The organism is Chitinophaga sp. W2I13 (genome assembly GCF_050434005.1).
Lineage (GTDB): Bacteria > Bacteroidota > Bacteroidia > Chitinophagales > Chitinophagaceae > Chitinophaga.
The window spans coordinates 7,466,832-7,489,013 of sequence record NZ_JBNPWD010000001.1; the positions used below are offsets into that span (position 1 = coordinate 7,466,832).

Annotated in this window: 9 protein-coding genes; 2 read left to right on the forward strand and 7 right to left on the reverse strand. The window is 50.2% G+C overall.

Features of this window, described 5'->3' with window-relative positions; all coding sequences use genetic code 11:
• Positions 1-19: 19 nt before the first annotated feature.
• From QFZ48_RS30405 to QFZ48_RS30435, 7 genes are read right to left on the reverse strand one after another with little or no spacing between them, the layout of a single operon-like run.
• Positions 20-4,054, reverse strand: a complete 4,035-nt coding sequence (locus QFZ48_RS30405) for a DUF4038 domain-containing protein (RefSeq protein ID WP_429065205.1) — start codon at positions 4,052-4,054, stop codon at positions 20-22.
• A 17-nt stretch (positions 4,055-4,071) separates the two neighbouring features.
• Positions 4,072-7,197 (reverse strand): DUF6298 domain-containing protein, encoded by a 3,126-nt coding sequence (locus tag QFZ48_RS30410; protein ID WP_429065207.1) that lies wholly within the window; start codon positions 7,195-7,197, stop codon positions 4,072-4,074.
• A 27-nt stretch (positions 7,198-7,224) separates the two neighbouring features.
• On the reverse strand, positions 7,225-7,914 hold the full coding sequence (locus QFZ48_RS30415) for a DUF3826 domain-containing protein (protein WP_429046991.1): 690 nt from the start codon (positions 7,912-7,914) through the stop codon (positions 7,225-7,227).
• Between the two features lie 32 nt (positions 7,915-7,946).
• Positions 7,947-9,401: a pectate lyase gene (locus QFZ48_RS30420; protein WP_429046990.1), complete on the reverse strand. Its 1,455-nt coding sequence runs from the start codon at positions 9,399-9,401 to the stop codon at positions 7,947-7,949.
• A 16-nt stretch (positions 9,402-9,417) separates the two neighbouring features.
• Positions 9,418-11,034, reverse strand: a complete 1,617-nt coding sequence (locus QFZ48_RS30425; protein WP_429065209.1) for a polysaccharide lyase — start codon at positions 11,032-11,034, stop codon at positions 9,418-9,420.
• A gap of 33 nt (positions 11,035-11,067) precedes the next feature.
• Entirely contained in the window at positions 11,068-13,080 is a 2,013-nt protein-coding gene (locus QFZ48_RS30430; protein WP_429065211.1) for a RagB/SusD family nutrient uptake outer membrane protein, read from the reverse strand.
• Between the two features lie 42 nt (positions 13,081-13,122).
• Complete coding sequence (locus QFZ48_RS30435; protein WP_429065213.1) at positions 13,123-16,359, reverse strand: SusC/RagA family TonB-linked outer membrane protein; 3,237 nt, start codon at positions 16,357-16,359, stop codon at positions 13,123-13,125.
• A 449-nt stretch (positions 16,360-16,808) separates the two neighbouring features.
• On the opposite strand from QFZ48_RS30435, the gene QFZ48_RS30440 reads away from it, so the two are divergent.
• Together QFZ48_RS30440 and QFZ48_RS30445 are read left to right on the forward strand one after the other, a co-directional pair.
• A complete protein-coding gene (locus tag QFZ48_RS30440) occupies positions 16,809-19,433 on the forward strand; it encodes an alpha-L-fucosidase (RefSeq protein WP_429065215.1) in 2,625 nt (874 codons plus the stop codon).
• 6 nt (positions 19,434-19,439) lie between these two features.
• Positions 19,440-22,181, forward strand: a complete 2,742-nt coding sequence (locus tag QFZ48_RS30445; protein WP_429065217.1) for an alpha-d-galacturonidase — start codon at positions 19,440-19,442, stop codon at positions 22,179-22,181.
• Position 22,182: the final 1 nt, after the last annotated feature.

Genomic DNA, 22,182 nt, shown 5'->3' on the forward strand with positions numbered 1-22,182 from the left:
TTATTTTCGACAGAATAGTTTAGCTGTGATTGGGATCTGTTGTTTTCAACGATCCGATATAAAATATCGCCGGCTGCTCCGGTTCTCCCGCGTGTGGCAGATCAAAAGTTTGTTCTGCCGGGGTATCTGCATCCGGCGTATGCCGTGGTATACCTGTGCGGAACACCATACGCGCTACACTTTGCACCGGCGCAAAAGTGAGTTGCGTCAATACATCTTTCCCATTTATATTAACGGTATAAAAACGGGTGGCAGTGTTCAGGGTAATGCGGATATTATAAGTAGCGCCGGCCTGGTACTTCAGAATGTTTTTAAATTTGGCGCCGGCCTTTACCTTTAATGTACTGTCCGCCTCAAACATGAGCCGTACGCAGGGATTCCCTTTGGTATCCTGCAATTCCGCATGCAGGAGTCCTCTATTATTTTGTGCAGGGGTAATGGAAAACTCCACCACTACCCGCTGCGTTTCGGGAAACAAGCGTTCTGCTTTTGCATAATCATATGGATCGCCGTCTTTCAATGCCAACACCGGGCCGTTTGCGGATTGCTCCATTTTTACCGGCGCCCAGGCAGGGCTGTAGATGTTCCATTGCTGCAATGCTGTGTCCGGCAACATCTGCTTAAACACATCATTTACAGGTGCGGTTACTTTATCGGTTACAGGTACCGGGATGCGTGCCACCCAGATATCTTCCTTATTCATACTGTACGTGATCCACATATTACCGCCGGGAGGCGTACCGTTATTTTCTGTGATGCCGCGCACATACTGCGGACCATAATCCTTAAAATATCCCTTATAGCGCAGGGGAGATATTTCGCCCTGCACCAGCAACATATTCGTATAATCGAGACCGTTATTACTTACGGAAATAGCCAGTGGCCAGCGGTATTCGGAAGGGTTATATACGGTGGCATAGCGGCCATCTGCAGTACGCTGCCCCCATATTTTAGCATTGGCGTTTACAAAGCCCGGCGCCCTTACAGCCGATTCAGGCCAGGTTTTACCACCGTCGTTGCTGATAGCGGTGAGTGCATTTTTCCATAGCCCTACTACCCTGCCATCGGGCAAATGATAATAGCTGAGGGCTTTGTATTGTTTTTTAAGCGGTATCAGCGGATCATTCCTGTCTGCTTCTTCATTCCATTGCTGCGTTACCAGCGGATCCGCCAGCAGTTCGTTGCACGCGGCTACAAAGTCCTTATCGGGACTGGCGCTGTAGTGTGGATAAGACGTATTCTTTTCATTCCAGGCGGAGTTATAGCGGATGAAGTAAATGGGACCAAAGCTGCCATCAGGGAGTATTTCACGCACTACGCGGCCAATGCCTTGTCCATCATTGGGCCGGTCGTCTTCATCGAGGCAGATGCCATAAAACGCCAGCGCCAGCAGCCGTCCTCTTTTTGATGTATAAAAACCCATGCGCTGATGCATTACCGCATACAGGTTATGCGCCACACCGGGATAGCCTTGCTTGGTAGTGCCATCCGGTATTTTATAAAGGGGAAAGATGATGGCCGGCTTTGACCAATTGTAACCATCTATGGAGGTGGCAAGTAGTGTTTGCCCGGGCGCCACACTTTCGCTGACCTCATCACTCAGGTATTCCAGGTAAAAAGTGTGGTTCCGGTAAGCCAGCATTGGTGCGTGGTTATAAGTATAACCGGTACCTTCGGCCTTTTCAGGATGTTCGCGATTGGCCCGCAACACCTGGATGTTATGCACTCCCATGGCGGGACTTAGCTGCCCGTGATGGTAATCGACATTAACGCGGGTTTGCCCGGTATATCTTACGGTATCGGCGGCGGGTTGCTGTAAAACATCCAGTATATTTTCTGTTACCTGGAAGATAGAACCATGCTTATGCCCTTCCGGCACCTGCACCTGGTCTGATATATCGGTGAATGTTTTAAAATCCTTTGTCTTTACTGCGCCGTAATATTTCTCTCCATAAGCATCAAAATAAATGAGCCATTCGCTGCCCACTTTTACCGTAGCAGGCCCTTCCGTAAAAGAAGATGTAAACGGGACTGAAACATTGATATATGGACCCGTGGGATGCTTACTGAACGCCATCTTCAGGTTCCTTTCGGGACGGGTATTATCTTTTAGCACCAGCGCATATTTACCTGCTGCCTGCTGAACAATGGTGGCGTCAATCACGCTAAACCCAGGATCGAGAAATAATTTTGCGGGAGAAAATGTTTTGAAATCTTTTGTGGTGGTATAGTACATACGGTGGTTATTATCTTCATCTTCCTGCCCGCGGGGAAAACGATGCGGGATCGTGGATGCCCAGATAATAACGAATTGTTGCTGCTCTTTGTCATAAAACAGCTCGGGCGCCCAAACATTCACGGTAGCGGGTTCGTGTGCCATCACATCAATAGCGCGTTGCTCCGACCAATGCACCAGGTCTTTTGAACTGGCGTAACCAAAGCCTTTTTCACTTTTCCAGCCGCTGGTCCATACGAGATGAAAAGTACCATCCGGCCCCTGCACCATAGAAGGATCGCGCATCAGCTTTTTTTCTCCCACTTGCGGTTGCAGGAAAGAGCGGCCCAGGCTCATCCAGTGATAACCGTCGTAACTGTACAGCAAACGCAATCCATCAGTGGCCGGTTCCCGGAAAGAAGTGAACAGGTATACTTTTCGTCCGGGAACATAGGTATCCAGTATTAATACCCAGTCGTTACCATCTTGTTGTGTGCCGGGCGGATCAAAGCTGGCGATGCCTTTGTTGGGGAATTTGCCAATAAGTGTTACCTGGCCGTTGCGGGGATCGTACCAGGACGCCTTCACCGTGTCGCCGGCAATTTTGCCCATGTTCACCCGGAAGTTGCGGCCGTTATAAGTATAAATAAAAACATATTGTTTTCCGCGGGTAGCCAGCACGCGGTTATATTTATCGCCGGCGTCGCCTGCTATGAGTGATGGATCGGGCACCCGTTCAAAGTACGGTCTTGACAACAATAAATTTTTCAGATGTACCATTTGCTGTGCACCGGGTGCATTGATCGCATCGGACCAAACATCTGTTACGCCGTAGCTTCCTTTTTTATCCTTGGAAGCATGCATCTGCATCACGGCATTATCACCGTAGGTATAACCTGCTGCGCCGGCAAACACCGACCAGTACCCATAGCGCCGTACATCTTTGTCGTTCCATCTTGCTTCGAGGGAATCATGTAATCCCTGTGGAATCCCTTCATATGATGGCTCGCCATCAAGCGTAGGTTTGGCGGGAGTTTGGCGGTAGTCGGCTTCAATGTATTTCCAGTTATCTTCCCCGTAGTGGAAGTCGCCTGCGCTGGTGTCCTGATCATAACGGCGATGCCCCGACTGGAACATATTGAACTGCAGCCAGGAAGCCTGGTGAAACCAGCGGGATGATTGCGTGCGGCCACGTGGATGGAAAGTAAGCAGATGACCGGGATCCTGTGCGTGGAGCGTGGCGCCGATAGCATTCCATACCTCCATGCCATCGCTGCCTTTAATATCTCCACCATTCAGCCAGATGATGTTGGGTTTGTTTTTGTACCTGGCTGCCAGCCACGCAGCGTATATGCGTGCCTGTTGTTCGCTTACCTGTCCGGCTTTTACATTGGAGCCCCAAACCGGCACCAGCGCCATATACAAGCCCTTCTCCGCTGCTTTACCAACGATATAGTCCACATGATCCCAGTAATCATACTGTGCAGTATCTGTGAAAGCGTTGCCTGTTGTGGTATGCGGGGTGGCTATATTTTTATTGATCAAAGCGGAATCACCATAAGCATTTACCTGCTCAAGGTTATGTACCACCATTACCTGTATGACATTGAATCCTTTCTTACGGCGGTCTTCCAGGTATTTTTCCGCCTCTTCCCTGGTTAATTTATTAAACAATAACCAACCGGTATCGCCCAGCCAGAAGAAGGGCGCATTCCCTCCGGTGGTAAAATACCTGCCGTTGGAAGAAATGCCCAGTTTGGTAATGCGACCTGTTTGTGCATGTATGGCATTGGTAACCGAGAGCAACGTAATAAAAAATATAATAGCGATCTTATGCATGCATCCAGTTTGTTTATTTATTTACGATCGATCCAGATTACCACCGGTCCCGGTTGCGGGCTGGCGAGGCTGACCTGTTTACCACCTTTCTGTTTTTCTTTTTTAAGCAGATGTCCGTCTGTTGGACTAATCCAATAAACACTGTACGCACCGGCTTTGCTCAGATCAAGCTGTACCGGAGCATTGTTATTGGTATAAATAATATAGGCATTGCCGTTATTACCCAGCGCCCATTGTCCCTGCGGGGAACCGGGGAGTACTATGGGTTGCATAGTGGCTGCGGCTTCCAGGAAGCCACCAGCGGCTATGGCGGGAATGCCCGCGAGGGAGCCGCCAGCCATGAAAGCGGCCCACGACTGCTCCTCATATGCGCTGCCTGCATACACCACAGCTTTGCCGGCATAGCGTTCGCGGCATTCATGCACCGCCCTGTAAACCTGTTCGAAGCTGCTTTTCTTTGGTTTCAGCAGGCGGGCATGTTGACGGGGCGCCAGGTTCTGTCCGCCCTTGGGTGCGTACAAACTGCCATCCGGCTGATAATGCCACTGGCGTATATCTATCACCGTTATAGCAGCTGAGCGCACCGGATCCGCTAATATAGCGTCCTGTACATCTTTGGTGGTGCTCAGGCCAATAAGTACTTTTTTACCTGTTTCTTTTTCCCACTCCAGGATGGTATCTATCCAGAACTCTACAAAGGTAACCGGACCGGTAAACTCCGCTCCTATCAAATGGATCACACCATTGTTATCCGCGAAATTGTCGAGGCACTTGCGGATATAAGCGGTGTGCAGTTTGCGGCGTACAGGATCTGTAATATCATAGAATTGCGCCGCCATAAAAATGCGCTTGTCGCCCGCATAGGGCGGTGGTTCCGGGAAGCCGGTATGATTGATATTGTTAGCGGTGCGCCAGGGGAAATCCGCCCAGTGTGCACCGGCTTCAATGATGTTGTGCTGAAAATACTGCTGGTGAACGAGTACCAGTCCCTTTTCATCTGCCAGGTCTGCAAATTGTTTAAGGCGGCTCCAATACCAGTCGTTATACCTGGTGAGATCATAGCGGCTTAGTCCATCCCATGCGCTTCCCTGTCCGCTGCGCGCGAAAGGAAGTTCATAGAAGGGAGCCCATACTTCGCCATCCATACGGCGGATGCGTTCATGATCGTCGCGGCGGCGATCGTACCAGAGACCATAGTTATGCTCCAGCGATACAAAGTGTTCGTTTGTCATCCATGCGGCTACTTCCTGCAGGTCGTCGGTTAATCCTTTACCGGTGCGGCCGGGAACAAACCGGGTGATCGCCGGCATGGCTTCCCGGATACCATCGGGCCGTGTGTTGCCACGCCACCAGGGTACTTCGTAGTGCCTGCCGGTCAATAGCCTGTTGCCGCGCACCAGCCAGCCGTTTGCGATGCGCATGGGTGGTGCAGGAGGAGAAGCCGGTTTCGTATAACCGGTACCGTTGGCTGTTTTAACACCGGTGATTTTTACAGGAATAGGATTCCGTACGGCAGATTGATCTATCCAGTCTGATAGTACCATCGCGGGTTGTACAGCGCGTGCAGTGAGTTCCGCCGCCTGTTCTGCTGCCGGGCTGCTGGAGGCTTCGGATTCCACTGGCAGCAGCTGCGCCCGTTTTAACACATCGGCGCCTATCCGTTCTGCCAGTTGTGCATAGTATAAACTTCGTGGGGTGATATGTTCATTGGATGACTCCCAATAGCCGTCGCCGGCAAACTGTGCCCAGGAGCCAAAGGCCCAATTACTGGCTGTTGGCGGGCGGTAACAATCTATCCGGGCGGCGCTGCATTGCCATAATACGCTGTTGGCAGCGCTCCAGCCGGCGCCCTGTGCATCCTGTCCGAGGTTGCCAAAGCGGATGGCCTGCCCGTCGATGTTCACGATATCGAAGAGCACACCGGAAGCCCAGCTATCGATCGCGCCGCTGAAACTGAAAGGCAGGTGCGCTTCGCATTGCACAAAGGCATTGGGCCCTGGCGCACAAAAGCCAACCGCGAAATCATGGTAACCATACTCCGCGTAGTTGCGCTGGAAAAGCGTTTGCTGCCCGGAAGTAAAAAAAGTATAGCGGCGTTGCCCGCCTATTTCAGATACCGGCGCCAGTGATTTACAGTCTTCCACGGTAATGCGTTTGCCTGTTTCCAGCACGGCCACTGCCGAACCGGCGAAATGCTCAAAGGTTACCTGCCGCACCCAGGCATCGCATGCATTTTCCAGCGTGATGGCCATCCACCGGTGGGCTTCATCTTTGGGGTAAAGGGTGTCGTATGCGGAGCGGCAACGCAGGTGTTCCACACCGGTCTGAGCGATGCGGACAGGCCACTGATATGCTGCCACAGTACCGCCTCCATAGGCGGTATCCAATGCAGTAGTGAGCGGCGCATCCAGGGTAATAGCCGTGCCGTTTATACCAACAATCGTCCGGTCCCAGGCAATATCACGCTGCCCCGGTTTCCAGCCCAGCGTAGTAATGCCGCCGCCCTGGTGGTCCATGCCAAGTTCGTTTATCCATTCCCGTGTGGACGGCCGTTGTACCAGCACCTTATCGCCGGCTTTGAAGCCTTGTACCGATGCTACCTGTACAGTACGGGCATTTACCGGCACATACGCATCCGTAATCTTAACCGGCGCTTCCGTTACCCGGCCGGGCTGTCCCGCAATACGGATCAGCGTTTGCCGGTCGCGGCCCTCTCCTGTTAACACGGTGCCATCATTACCCATACCGCTGCCACGCAGCACTACGCCGGATGCACGAATTACAAGGCCGCCCGAAAGGTGGTAGTTGCCCTTCTGCAGTTGCACAGCGCCGCGTATGCCGCGGTTATCCGGCGGCAACGCGGCCACTTCATCCAACGCATTTTGTATAGCCGCAGTGGCATCTCCAGTTATAACAGGCACTACTATACGAACCGGAACATCGGGAATGGGCTGTTCTCCTGCCATATAACCGCAATAAGAAAAATCCGGTATCCGGTTGCCCTGTGCATCGGGGCTATATACCAGTTTGCCGGTGGCATTCAGTGCCACCGGCGGTACCGGTTTGGATTTCTTTTGCGCGTAAACGGTAGTAACGGCGCTTATTGCTATTAAACAAAAACTAATTATCGGGCGCTTATTCATTCGGTCGTTTTGATCTGCTATGCGCAACTATTTAGCTTTAGCTGCACTTCTTTTTTTCCATTCCTCTTCCGCCTGCTTCATATTGATGCCGGCAGCAGAAAGATAATTGTTGATCCTTCCTTTGTATTTACCAAACCATTGATGTTTCTTCTCTGATGATCCCGCATCCATCGCATGCTCACGCGCTTCCACCAGCCACGCCATGATCTGCGCTTTTTGCTCAGTGGTGAGATTGGGCAGCATATCATTATACACGCGGTAGGTAAGCGGCAGCACGCCATAGGTCATGCCGTCCTTTACCTGGTTTACCTGTTGCGGAGTCAGGTAAGCCGACAGCTTTTCCAAATACCCCGTATGTCCTTTATCCAGTTGCTGGTTAGTGGCATCTTCTATTCCTTTCAGCTGTGTGGTTAAAGCCGGTTTGTCATTGGCAAATTGTTCTTTAGCCAACTTTACTTCCTGGTCGTGCTTTGCCTGGACTTCATTTAAATAGCGGTATTGCTGCGCGATCACGTCCCGTACGAGCAGGGCGCTATCTGCATTGGCAACGCCGAGGGTGGCTACAATTTTATCCGCCCGCTGATTGGTGGTGCGGATATAAGCTGTGTCATCCTCCGTGTTAGCCTGCCTCGCAAATACAGCTGCCTGGCAAAAAAGAAGGACTCCAAACAACAGCAGGTATCTCTTCTTAATAAAATTTTCCAAAGTATTGATCATGGTTCCACAAGTTAAAATATCACGTGTATTATTTACAAGCTGTTCAGATACATTTCCAACCTGGTGTATCCTTTTTTATTCACAACATTCCGGTCGTCCGGGTTACCCGGATCTGAGCCGTTCTTCTTTTCCCATTCATCCGGCATGCCATCATGATCAGTATCTGCCGGCGCCTCTGCACCTGTGTAGGCAGGCCAGCCTCCCACGGCAGCCGGCAGGTCAATAATGCCGGGCTTCCCTGATGAACCTGCGCCACTGGCAGTAACAGTGCGTGTTTCCTTTACGATGCGCGCATCCACTGCATCCCGTTGGGGACGTGTGGCGCCTGCCTCCGCGAGCACCGCGTTATAGGCGTCCTTTGCACTTTGCAGCGGCAACACGGCTGTAACCGGGAAAGGCGCCGCTGACCGGGCTTCCCCCCTGTTTGCTTCAGGGATCTTTGCGAGGTCTGTTCCCAGCCAGTTATCCGCGGTCATACCGGTACTGCCTTCCATGATATTACCGGCTACATACCATTTTCCGATGCCCAGCGCTTTAGCCGCGGTATAGCTGGCCTCCACAAATTTGCGGGTGGCCGCAGTAGCGGGACCTGGTTTGTAATAATTATTGATGATGTTTACGGTGGACTTTCCTCCGGGTATTTCCACTTCCCCGCCATAACAGGCGCCTGCACTGCCCCAATTGTAGATCACATTATTGCGATAGTCCACCAGTGCGGTTGTATCGTGCGCACGGGCGCCGTTAAACCTTACGGTACGGCTGTTCTGATGCGCGATAAGGTTATGATGATAAGACGCATACTGCCCTCCCCATACGCCCCCATAGGAACGCACGCCCTTTGCGTGGCCGGCATTGTAAAGTCCTTCGCTCACAATGCACCATTGCACCGTGGTATATTTTGTGTCGTATAACGCGGCGCATTCTTCATTGGCCCAACTGAAAGAGCAATGGTCAATGATCACGTTGTGGCAGTTTTCCATATCAAAGCCGTAAACGCCGGTGGACAGCGTTGCACCAGGTCTGGAGCGCAGGTGACGGATAATAATATTGCCGTGGTTACCTCCTTTGCTCAAAGCCCGTGCACCATTCATGATGAGCGAATGACCTTTCAGGCAGATGCCGTTTCCAGGTGCTGTTTGTCCTGCTACGGTAACGTTGGAACGCTGTACTTTAATGGCGGAATGCAGCTCAATGATGCCACCCACGCGAAACACAATGGTGATGGGATCATCGGGATATTCCAGGAATGCCTGGCGGAAGCTGCCGGGTCCTGCATCATTCAGATTGGTAACTTCCACTACTTTACCGCCTCTCCCACCGGTGGCGTATTTACCATAGCCTTCCGCACCCGGAAAAGCGGGTAATGCTTCCGTGTTTTCTGTTCCGCCGTGTTCATCAAACCCGTGCTGTATTTTAGCACAGGTGATGAACATCAGCAGGGAGAATGCAGAGACGTATGTTCTGGAAGAAAGTGCTTTAAGGCCCATTCAGGAGGTTTTGTAATTATGAGTGATTCAGGAACTGTTCAATATTCGTGTATCCATTGCCGTTGGTAGCCAGCCTGGATGCGTCCGATGCATCATTGGGATTTAATCCGTGCTTCTTCTCCCACTCATCCGGCATACCATCCTGATCACTGTCTTTGTACGGTGTGCCTTTGTACACAGGGTATCCGCCTACCTGGCTGATATCCGAAATAATTCCTTCTTTATAGGATTCTTTATCGAGCCGGCGTTTCAGGAACTCGCTGCCTACATCGGTAGCGGAATTAGTTTTGTACTGGATCTTGCCGGTACGCACCTGTTCTACAATGCGGGTATCCACGGCATCGCGCTTAGGAAGGGTGGCGCCTGCATTTTTCAATACATAGTCAAATGCTTCCTTTGCAGACATCATTGGGAACGATGGCATCGGGAAAGGCTTGTTCACCCGCATGCTGTCGCGGTAGGGTCCTGCATTTGCTTCATCTTCCACCTGTACACCGCCATCCCAGTTGTCTTTCGTTACTTTATCATAACCTTCCATGATATTGCCATGCACATAAGCCCTGCCGTATACATGATAGCCGAGCTTACTGCGGCCGGATTCAGGTTTCAGGATACGGTGGCCTACCGGTTCATCTTTTGGTGTGATAGGTCCGGGTTTATAATAGTTATTGATCATGTTGAACATGCCGCGGTAGTCAGATCCATCAGCAGAACGGTGACGCCAGTTGAACACAACGTTATTCACGAAGTTAAACACGCCATTCCATCCGATGGAGGGATTACGACCGGTATTGCAGGCCCACAGGTTGCGCATGAAGGTGGCGTTTTCGCCGCCCAATGTGCTGCCAAAAGAATGGTTGTAGGTATCCAGCGCTTCAGCGGAGATTGTATTCTGGATGGTTACATTCACGGTTGCCAGCTTCTGATCCTGTGAACCGTCTCCTGCATTGTACATGTGACGGTAGATAGAAATATTTTCATCCAGTCCCCAGCTGGTAGAGCAATGATCGATGATGATATTGCCGACAGGATTACCGCCCAGTGCGTCGTCCCTGCGGCCAACGTAGGTTTCCCCGCGGCGGAAACGCATGTAGCGCAGCACTACATCATGCGTGTTGATCCAAACAGATTCACCGGCCACGCATACACCGTCGCCAGGCGCAGTTTGCCCCGCGATGGTGATGTAAGGCGCCCGTATAATAAGGGGACTTTTCAGGCGGATAATGCCCGCTACGTTGAACACTACGATACGTGCGCCTCCCTGTTCACAGGCATCCCGTAAAGTGCCGGGGCCACGGTCTTCCAGGCTGGTTACCACGTATACTTTTCCTCCCCTGCCACCAAAGGAATAAGCGCCACCGCCCATAGCGCCGGGAAAGGCCGGAATATCTGCCTGCGGCAGATCATAAGGGCGGGTAGCCCAGGGAATGTAAGGTTTACCGTTTACCGCATCTTTTTGAATAATGGGTAATGCTTTTGCCCAGGCTTCGTCCGAGAGCCGTTGCGCTTCTTTCAGTGCTGCCTCGCTGGAGTCCTGTATGCGCTTTGGTATGGTGGGGTACTGGGCTTGTGCCGCCTGTACCGATACACAAATTGCTGCTACTGCCAGCAAAAATACTTTTCTGTTCTTCATTGTTGTTATGGTTGTTGTTAAAGCTGATTTCCTTTATTTAAGCGGGTCGAAAGAGCCCGGACCGGTAAAGCCATCCCAGTCCTTGGTTTGTTCCAGGTATGGTGCATTGTTAAGAATCGTTTGATTTAATCCGAAGAAATAATATTGATTATACCAGGTAAACTTCCAGTCGTTCTTAGTCGGGTCCAGGTCATCTTTCTCTGTCACCTCAAAATAATTATCATACAGGTAATCTACATACTCATCCTGGTTGTTGATGCCCGGCGGGAAAGCGGCCGGTTCACGATCTGCCAGCACTTTGCCGCTGCCGCCGTGTTGCGGCGTATAAAGCGGGTCCTGGTTGTTGGCGCCGGTATATTTTGTACCATCGGTATTTTTTACATAGATAAAAATGCCCGTTCTGCGGGTGCCATTTAAAGGCGGAACGCCCAAACGGGCACAGGTGCCATTATCATTATTAAACAGCAACCAGCGCCGCAGGTCCCAGAAACGTTTTCCTTCGTAGGCCAGTTCAATTTTCCTTTCGTTCAGTACAGCCGCAAAAGCCGGATCAGCGCCAGCGATACCGCTTAAGCCATATGCGCCATCGAGGTTTTCCACGCCTGCTCTTTCCCTGATCGTTTTAACATAATCCAGTCCTTCGCCGATGTTATCCATGCCGATGGCGCTTTCCGCCAGGTTAAGGATTACTTCTGCAAAACGCAGTTCTATAAAATCGGTGCCGCTGGTTTTAAAGTTGCCCACTGCATTGCTGGCGTTACCCGTAGTTGCTTTACGGATATACACGCCGCTGCTGTTAGTGCCGCGCTGCTCCGTGGTGGAAGCCGGTGTTGCAGCCGAGGCATTGGCAAACCAGCGGTAGGTCCACAGCCGATACTTTGAATTTTCCTTGAATGGCCACATGCTGCCGTTATAAGCGAATGTTTTATAAAAACGGGGATCCCTGTTTTTATAGAACTTTTTAGCCTCGTAAGTATAAGATGATTGTCCCGGCATTTTACCATCTTTCATTGGGAAAGCGTCCAGCATTTGTTTGGTAGGACTCAGGGAACCATCGCCAAATATCTCTTTGGGCCTGGCTGCATTTTCCCATCCGTTCCATTTCTGCACCTGGTCGGAGATCACGTTATTAAATCCAAACACGAGTACGGCTTCGGGGTTGTTGGCTTCTGCCAGGAACATATTTTCCCAGGCAGTGCCATCGGGCAGGTTGCCTGTTTTATATAAGCCAAACCCGTTGGCTTCCAGTAACAACTTCGCAGCGAGATTGGCATCATACGATTTTTTCCAACGGGCCTTGTCGTTGTTACGGTTAAACTGCGGGCTTGCCCAGGTAAGCAGCACACGGCCTTTCATGGCTGCCGCTGCACCGCTGGTAATTCTTCCCCAATCGGCGCCGGAGGGCCATTTGCCCGGCAGCATGGCCATGGCCGAATCCAAATCTGCCGAGATCTGGTCAATACATGCCGAGCTGGCGCTGCGGGGGATCTGGAGGTTTTCTCCTGCCCCTACAATGGGGTCCTGCGCGTGCAACACTAGCGGAACGCCGCCGTAAAGTCTTATGAGGTCGAAGTACTGCCAGGCGCGCCAGAAATATAATTGTCCCTTTAGTTTGTTCCGGGTATACAATGGCAGGCCGTATTGATCTACCTGGTCGAGGAACAGGTTGATCTGCTTCATTCTGGTCCAGGTGTTGTTGTTAACGCCTGACGCAAGCGGCACGCCGAAATAAGGCAGTGCGTGTGCATTCAGGTAAGAAACAGCCGGCCATAATTTGTTCCAGTTGGTTTCACCTGGCAATTCCTCTGTTGTTTGCGTAAACTGGTTGTTGTTGGTAGCGAGGTTCCAGGCGAGCGACTGCGCATTACCCGCAGGCAGGAACATACCGTATATGTAGTCCACATAAGCCTGGGCCAGTGTAGAATCCTGGAATACCTGCTCGTTTACACCACCCAGATCACGCTTCTCTTCGAGGAAGTCTTTTTTACAGGCTGCCAGCGCCGACAACACGAAGGCGGTGGCGATTAATGTTTTACTATATTTCATGATTTTATTTATCATAACGTTATAGATCAATTCGTAAACGAATCAGAGTGTCAGATTAACACCTAAAGAATAAGTTCTCAGGTTTGGAAAAACATCATAAGCGCCTTCCGCTGCTTTATAGTCGAACGGATTGAAGAACTGTACCGGGTTCAGCATCGACAAGATAAAACGGGCGTTATTGATGCGCAATGCCTTAATAACGCGCGGAGGCAGGCTGTAATTCAGGTTCACGCTTCTCATTCCCATTCTGAAAGCGCTTACTTTCCAGAAGGCAGAAGCGCGGTCGAGACTAATACTTTCCCAGTTTGGATTTGGATATTTTCCATTGGGATTTATTTCCGGATCGTAGATATCTTCCCAGTAAGCCGGTCTGCTCTGGAAGTTCCGTTCGATGGCATTATCCATCTTCTCCCTGGAATCACCGTCAATTTCTGCCCAGCCACCGAAAGAGCCACCGATTACGCAATCGAAGCCGATGCCTTTATAATTGGCTTTAAAAGTGAAGCCAAAGCCGTAGTGGTTATTGGCTTTTTTCGCCAGCCGGATCTGGTCATTTTCATCAATGATACCATCCGGTCCTCCAAAGGTGCCATCTGTTTTCAGCGCTCCTCTTACATCGCGGTAGTATAACATACCAGGCTTCAGATCTTTTGCTTCTGTGCCAAACACGGAAGTGATGTTATATTGTTTTACATAAGCATCAATATCTCCCTGGGTTTTGAACATGCCCTGGTAATCGTATCCCCACATGCCGTTATCATCCGATTGTCCCTGTTGTTTATTCCAGGGATAGTAAGCATCTGTGGCGGCGAAATTTCCCTGTTTCCATTTGTTATCATACCAGGAAAAACGCGCATCCATACCATAACTAAAATCTTTACTGATCCTGTCGTTCCAGCCCAGGCTTACTTCATAGCCGAAGAAGTCCATCTTGCCCCAGTTTTCTGCCGCCACACTTCCGCCTACGGTGAGAGGCGCCGTAGCGGTTCTTTCCATCAATAAATCCGTTCCCTTGTTATAGAATCCTTCCATGGTAAGGGAGAGGCGGTTTTGCAGGAAACGCGCGTCTATACCAAGATTATTTTTGAACTCATTACTCCAGGTAGCATTCCTGTTAGGCGAGGCTTCCATCTTCATACCTGTTGTTACATCTGCATTACCACCAAACACGGCTCCTTTCCCGCCCTGGAAGCTGTAGCGCTGCCGCCATTGCCATGCCTTTGTATCATCTTTACCCAACAGGCCGGCGGAGTATCTTAATTTGAGATAATTAACTGTAGAAGATTTAAAGAAAGATTCATTGGAGATTACCCAGCCGGCTGACAAAGAATAAAATGAACCCCAGTAATTTTCGGGTGCGAAATGGGTGGAAGCATCTGTGCGGAACAGGAATTCCGCCAGGTACTTGTCTGCATAGCTGTAATTAATGCGGCCTATATAACCCAGTGTACCGGATTCTGCTCCTGATGTTCTGCCATCGATGGCGCCGAAAGCGCTGCCAAACTGGCCATTGGTACCGGCTATGGGCTTTTCTTTCCATACATCTTCCTGTTTTACATAGGCTTCTCCTTTTTCAACAGAGAACAGGCCGCTGATATTATGTTTGCCGAATGCGCGGGCATAGTTGAGCGTGAAGTTCACCTGTTCTGATTCTCCGTTTGAGTTGGAGTAATAAAGCCGGTTACCATTTTCGTATGTTGCGCCCGGTAATTTCACGGTGGCCCCGTCATCATAGATATGTGCGTTTGTACCGGTACGGTTGAAGTCATAGAGCTTATAGGTGGTGCCTATCTGTGAAGCGTTTGTCCCGGTAAAGTAGCGTGCATAGTTCACCCTGGCCTTTAATCCTTGCAGAAAAGGGAGTTCATATTCCGCGTATGCATTTACCGCGAGTGTTTTGTCTTTTGTTTCTGAGAGATTCTTCAATCTTTCAATTTCGTAAAAATGATAGCCGGAGAGTTTATCACTGCCTGGTATTTTCACCGGGTATCCATCTACGTAAGACGGGATATAGCGGGGTGCGAGGAGCAGGTTGCGATAGTCGTTTTCTTCGTTTTCGTTGCCTATTTTGTTATAGGTTCTCACCTGGTCCGACCAGTTGCCGGATACCTGCAATCCTAGCTTCAATCCTGAAGCCACTGTGATATCCCCGCCTGCGCGGAAGGTCCATTTTTTATAATCGAGACTGCTTAAATTGCCATTTTGCGAATAGTAGGATCCGCTGGCAAAAAAGGTAGATTTTTCTGTGCCACCGCTGATGTTCAGTGTATGGCGGGTATTGGAAGAACTTTGCCACACGGGATCGAGCCAGTCGTGGTTAATTGTTTTAAAATGTTCCAGTTCATCGGCGGAGAAAAACGCATTCTGATCTGTGGTGTCTTTATTTTCACCATAGGGTCCGTTCATGATATTGATATACTGTGCATAGCCATAGGCGCTCAGCATTTTGGTGCGGTAGCTTTCATCGTTGATACCATAAGAGCCGCTGTAGCTGATCCTGGGGGCGCCTGCGCGGCCGCGTTTGGTAGTTACCAGCACTACGCCGTTTGCCGCCCTGGAGCCATAAATCGCGGCTGAACCATCTTTCAGGATGCTGATGCTTTCCACTTCGGAGGGGTCGAGGTTATTGAATTGTTCCGCATCATTTTTACCGTCGCCGGTCACCTGGATCACGCCGTCGATTACATACAGCGGGTCGGTGGAGCCACCATCTTTCGCGAAAGTGGCAGGATTCCTGATCGTTAATGTGGCCTGTGAGCCTGGCCGTGCGGTACCTCCACTCACGGATAGGCCGAGCACGCGGCTTCGCAGTGCGGCGCCAAGATTGCCTACTGGCAGGTCTTCCACCTCTTTGGCTTTGATAGTAGTGATGGCGCCGGTTAAGTGTCCTTTTGTTTGTGTGCCGTACCCTACTACTACTGTTTCGGAGAGATCTGTGGTGCCGTTTTTCATGGTGACGTTCACCACCTGGCGGTCGTTCACCGCTACTTCTACCGGGGCGTGGCTGATAAAAGAAAACACCAGCACCGATTTGCCGTTGGGCACCTGGATGGTGTAATTGCCATCAGCATTGGTGATGGAGCCTTTTGAAACGCCTTTAACGCGGACGGTGACGCCGGGAATTTCTTCTCCTTTATCTGATAATACTTTTCCTCTTACGGTGATAGGGGCTGCCGTTTGCGCAGATACAGCAGGGATACAGGCACATATATAAAAGAATAGCAGTAATAGGATCGCCCCTGTGGTAAATGGCTTACCAGGAAGTAGCTGATTAATCATTGATTGAATGATTTAGATGGACAATAAGAGTTGACAGAATAGATTAGTGTCTATCAGACAATAATAACATTGCAGACAGGAATGGAATTTCTATTTTTCATAACAAAGGAATTTTTATGGTCTTTCCTTTACAATCAGAGACGCTGTTCCCCTCTGATAATTACCCCCGGAATTTTTGAGGAGTATATCCTGGGATCAAGCTAGAAAAATATTTACTTAAAAAAGGTATATCACCCGTTTTTTTTTACGCAATCGTTGCCGGCATCGTTGCCGGGAATCTATTTTGGAAAAAAGTATACCATAGTATACCATAGTTCATAAAAAACACTATCTTGGTAAAAGTTGAGGTGATTAAAAAAAGTTTACCCGTCACATTCACTATTTATATTTTTATTATCAACCTGGTCTTCCTCTTACAATCCTGACTGCTGTTTCATTAAATCCAGGTTATGAAGAATACAATGCTGTTTAAATACCGGCAGGGGTTACTACTGCTATTGATCATCTTATTTTACCAGTTATCATCTGCTCAAAAAAATATTGTTTATCAACCTGAGTGGAATTCACTTCAGCAACATAAAGAAGTGCCGGAATGGATCCGTGATGCGAAATTTGGTATTTACTGCCATTGGGGAGTGTACACCGTTCCTGCATATAATAATGAACATTACTATTCGCACATGCATGCCGATTCGGGTTATTCCAAACTGGGCACGTATCAGCGACATATCGCATTATATGGACCACTGTCAAAATTTGGTTATCATGATTTTATCCCGATGTTCAAAGGGGAATATTTCAATGCAGATGAATGGGCCGACCTGTTTGTAAAAAGCGGGGCGCGGTTTGCCGGGCCTGTAGGTGAGCATCACGACGGGTTTGCCATGTGGGACAGCCAACTGACACCTTTTAACGCCAAACAAATGGGCCCCCACCGCGATGTGGTAGGGGAACTGGAAAAAGCCATCCGCAAAAGAGGCATGAAGTTTTTCGTGTCATTGCATCATGAACTGAACTACGGTTATGTAAAGCCCAAACCCGGATGGGCAGCGGCAGATCCTAAATATGCCAAACTATATGGCACGCCCATGCCGCATGAGGCATGGCTGAAGATGTGGCAGGGAAAGTGTAATGAAGTAGTGGATAAATATCATCCCGACATCATGTATTTTGACTCCTGGCTGGAAAATATCCCGGAGCAATACATCAAAGGATACCTGGCGCATTACTTTAATGATGCCGGGCAACGCGGACAGGAGGTGACAATGACCTACAAAGGGAATGATATACCGGAAGCCATCGGGATGGTGGATCATGAAAACAGCAATCCAGACCACATCATCGCCCAACCCTGGCTGTGCGATTATTCCATCGGCACCGGCTTTGCCCTGTCGTGGGGATATACAGCAGGAATGGAGATCCGCTCCCCAAAAGAAATAGTGCATAAGATCATTGAAGTGGTGAGCAAGAACGGGCAACTGCTGCTGAACTTATCTCCAACATCCGACGGCCGCATTCCGCAAAACCAGCAGGAAGTAATGTTCCGGGTAGGCAAATGGATGTGGGCCAATGGCGAAGCAATTTATGGCACCCGTCCTTTCAGTGTGTACGGAGAAACCACCGGAGAGGGTCAACGGGTACACTACACGCGTAAAGGAGATACGCTGTATGCTGTTTTCCTGGACTGGCCGGGCGATAACAAGACGGTGCACCTGAAGGCGCTGAACAACGCCAGTATGGGCGGCGGCATACAATCCCTTCAACTGCTGGGATTAAAATCGCTGGAGAATTGTCCTTTCCGCATGGAGGAACAGGGACTGGCACTCACGATTCCTGCGAAAACCAGGATACCTTCCGACATCGCCTATGTTTTCAGGATTGTACTTAAAGACTCTAATCATAACGTGAACGAGAACGGGCAACAAATGTCCCAATCGCAGGGGAACCATGCACAGGCAGGTTCCCCTTTTTTTAAAACTGAAACACCACTGTTTGATATTATAGACGGTCCCGATACCCCGGTGATCAATGAAGGCATGCCCGGTACAACCGGCATCCAGGGCGGTTTTGAAGGAGGCGCCTGTGTGAAGGTGAACGGCACCTATCATTTGTTTCCTACCGAAAGAGCAGGACAGGCAGGTATGCCGCCGTACTACGACCGGGTGAAAACACGCATCGGGCACTGGACCAGCACGGACGCCATACACTGGAAACGGCAGAAAACACTTTACCAGGCCAGCGGGCAATATGCGCTGACAGCAGACGATAATCCTATAAATGACCGCCGCGCGGCACTGTGGTCGTTTATCCCTGTATACAGCGAAACACATCAACGCTGGTATGGATATTACCTTGCCTATACTGTGCATAAAGATATTGAGCCGAATCATTCCTTTGGAAGGATCTGGCGCGCGGAATCGGTAAAAAAAGGCATTGAGGGCATTGGCGGACCTTATACGGATAAAGGCATCGTGATGGAACCCGGCCTGGATACACAACTCTGGGAGGGCCGCCAGGGCGTAGCTTCCTTTTTTCCGTATCCTGTTGGGAAGGAATGGCTGTCGTTTTATGCAGGCGCCTATCCTTACGCCAGGCAGGAAGACTATCCCGCAAAATTAGGCAAAGGCTGGTTCATCGGCCTCGCCCGGTCTTCTAGCCTGGAAGGGCCGTGGACCCGCATGGACAGCAGCATAAATCCCGTGACTTCCATTCATCCCTGGTTTGTTGAAAACCCGCTTGTAAGCAAACTGCCCAACGGACTATACATCGCTATTTTCGATGGCGGCCCGGAAGGGTTCGGATTACACCTTCCTAACATGATGGGCTATACGCTTTCCAAAGACGGCCTTCACTGGACCGCTGCACGTTACTTACCGATCCAGGCCAAAGTAAAAAAGTGGTGGGATATCATGAGAACGCCGCTTTGCCTGATACCGGAAGGAAACGACCACTATACCATACTATATGCCGCCATTAATAATGATAAACGTTTTCATCCCATCGGTATGGTTCGCGTAAAACTGAACCGCCAGGCACTGGAAGAAATAGGAAATAATATCAGCACTACGAACTAAACAGGTATGAAGCGACTTCTCAGCATTCTCTTTTTCGTTGGCCTGTTACCGTTATATGCCTCCGGCCAGGCAGGCCGTGACAAATCCATATGGCTGGTAACCGGCACCCACCCTGCCGCCAGGGTGCAATACGGCATGGAACAATTAAGCAAAGCCCTTCAGGCAGCCGGGTACCATGTACAAACCAGCACGCAGCGCAACCTGCCTACGGATGCATCCACGATAGTAATAGGCGCACTTGTTGATACACTTACCCAAACGGCTATACGCCAGTTTAAATTCTCCCTTAACAACACACCCGGTAAAGAAGGTTTTGTGATCACTACCGGTAAGCAACATACGCTGATTGCAGGCGCCGACAACAGCGGCACCTTATATGGCTGCCTCGAAATGGCCGGCAGGATCCGCGCTGCGGGGGCGTTACCCACCGGGCTAAACATCACCGACCAACCGGAAATGGTATTGCGCGGCACCTGCATAGGTATACAAAAAACCACTTACCTGCCTGGCAGGAATGTATATGAATATCCCTATACGCCACAGGAATTTCCGTGGTTTTATGATAAGGCATTGTGGATTCAATACCTGGACATGCTCGCCGCCAACCGCATGAATTCCCTCTACCTGTGGAACGGTCATCCGTTTGCATCGCTGGTGCGCCTGAAAGATTATCCCTATGCGGTGGAAGTAGACAGCGCCACCTTTCGGAAGAACAGGGACATGTATCATTTCCTGACAACGGAAGCCGATAAACGCGGCATATGGGTGATCCAGATGTTTTACAATATTATCCTGTCCAAACCTTTTGCAGAAAAGCATGGTCTTGTTACACAGGACCGCAAACGGCCGGTAACACCGCTTATTTCAGATTACACCCGTAAGTCCATTGCCGCCTTTGTAGCGGAGTATCCCAACGTAGGGTTGCTGGTAACATTGGGAGAAGCCATGAGTGATGAAGATGATGTGAAATGGTTTACGGAAACCATTATCCCCGGTGTAAAGGATGGGTTACGCGCATTAGGCAAAACCACCCTCCCGCCTATTGTGCTGCGCGGACATGATACCAATCCGCAACAGGTAATGCAGGCAGCCCTTCCGTTATATCCTAACCTCTATACCGAAAATAAATACAACGGCGAAGCATTAACCACCTATACCCCGCGGGGACCATGGGCCGCCATGCACCGGGATCTTAGCCGGTTGACTGTTGACATCGACAATGTACATATCCTCGCCAACCTGGAACCTTTCCGGTATGGCGCCACTGCGTTCATTCAAAAATGCGTGCAGGCCATGCACAGCATCCACGGGGCCAACGGCCTGCACCTGTATCCGCAGGCGTCTTACTGGGACTGGCCATATACCGCGGATAAGGCAACACCGCGTTTGTTGCAGGTAGATCGCGACTGGCTCTGGTACCAGGCCTGGGCGCGGTATGCCTGGAACTGCCACCGCAACCGGGAGGAAGAAGACCGTTACTGGAGCGGCTTACTGGATGCGCAATTCGGCGGCCGGGAATCCGGTAAGAATATACTGGAAGCTTATGAACAGGCCGGGGAAATAGCGCCCAAACTCCTGCGGCGTTTTGGCATTACTAACGGTAACAGGCAAACGCTCACGCTGGGTATGCTGATGAGCCAGCTGGTGAATCCTTCGAGGTGGCGTGTATGGGCCGACCTGTATGACTCCGACGGTCCTGCAGGAGAAACGCTGACCGCCTATGCTGAAAAAGAATGGCTACATCAGTCGCATACCGGAGAAACACCTGTGCAGGTCATTACGGAAATTATCCAACACGGCGACCGCGCCGTAGCAGCTATTGAAAAAGCAGCTGCCAACGTGCAGCAAAACTCCGCGGAATTTGCGCGCATAAAAAATGATATGTACTGCTACCAGGCGCTGGCCCGTTACTTTAATGCGAAAGTACAGGCGGCCTTATATGTATTGCGGTACCGGTATTCGCATGATAACAACGATCTGCAGAAAGCCCTGCCCTTTCTGCAACAAAGCGTGGTACACTATAAAGAGCTGGCAGATCTTACAAAAGATACTTATCTCTATGCCAACAGCATGCAAACCCAGCAAAGAAAAGTGCCTGTTGGCGGTGATAACGGAAAAAATAAAACATGGGTAGAGCTCCTGCCATATTATGAAGCAGAATTACGCAACTTCAAACAACATCTTGATTCACTCAAAAATATACCACAACATGGCAGCAACGCTAACGGACACACGATAATTACCCGGTTGCACCCGGCGCAGGTCAACTTCTTACATCCTGTTAACGGGTACTATCAGCCGGTGGCGCAACAACGCCCGTTCACAGATAAGGACTTCCGCATACAAACCGCCCACCAGGCATTAAGCGGCTTACAGGCATTGCCCTTTTCCATGCAGCAGCAACAGGAAAAAGGCACTACACTTCAATTCAGTAATACACAACCTGTAAAAGCGGTGATAGGGTATTTTGATACGAAAGAAAAAAACTACCTGCGGCCACCTGACCTGGAAACAGATGCCAGCGCCGACGATCACGGGCAAGCCGCCATCAGGATGGCGCATGCCTTAACCATTCCATCCCTTCCACCGGTGAACCTGCACACGTATTATTTTGATGCAGGGAAGCATACCCTTATATTGGGTAAAGGCGCCTGCCTGGTATTGGGATTTATGGATGGCAAACAGGAGATCAGCGCCGGTGCCGCGGCAGACAGCGTTCAGCGCCTGGATTGGTTATTTGAAGAATAAA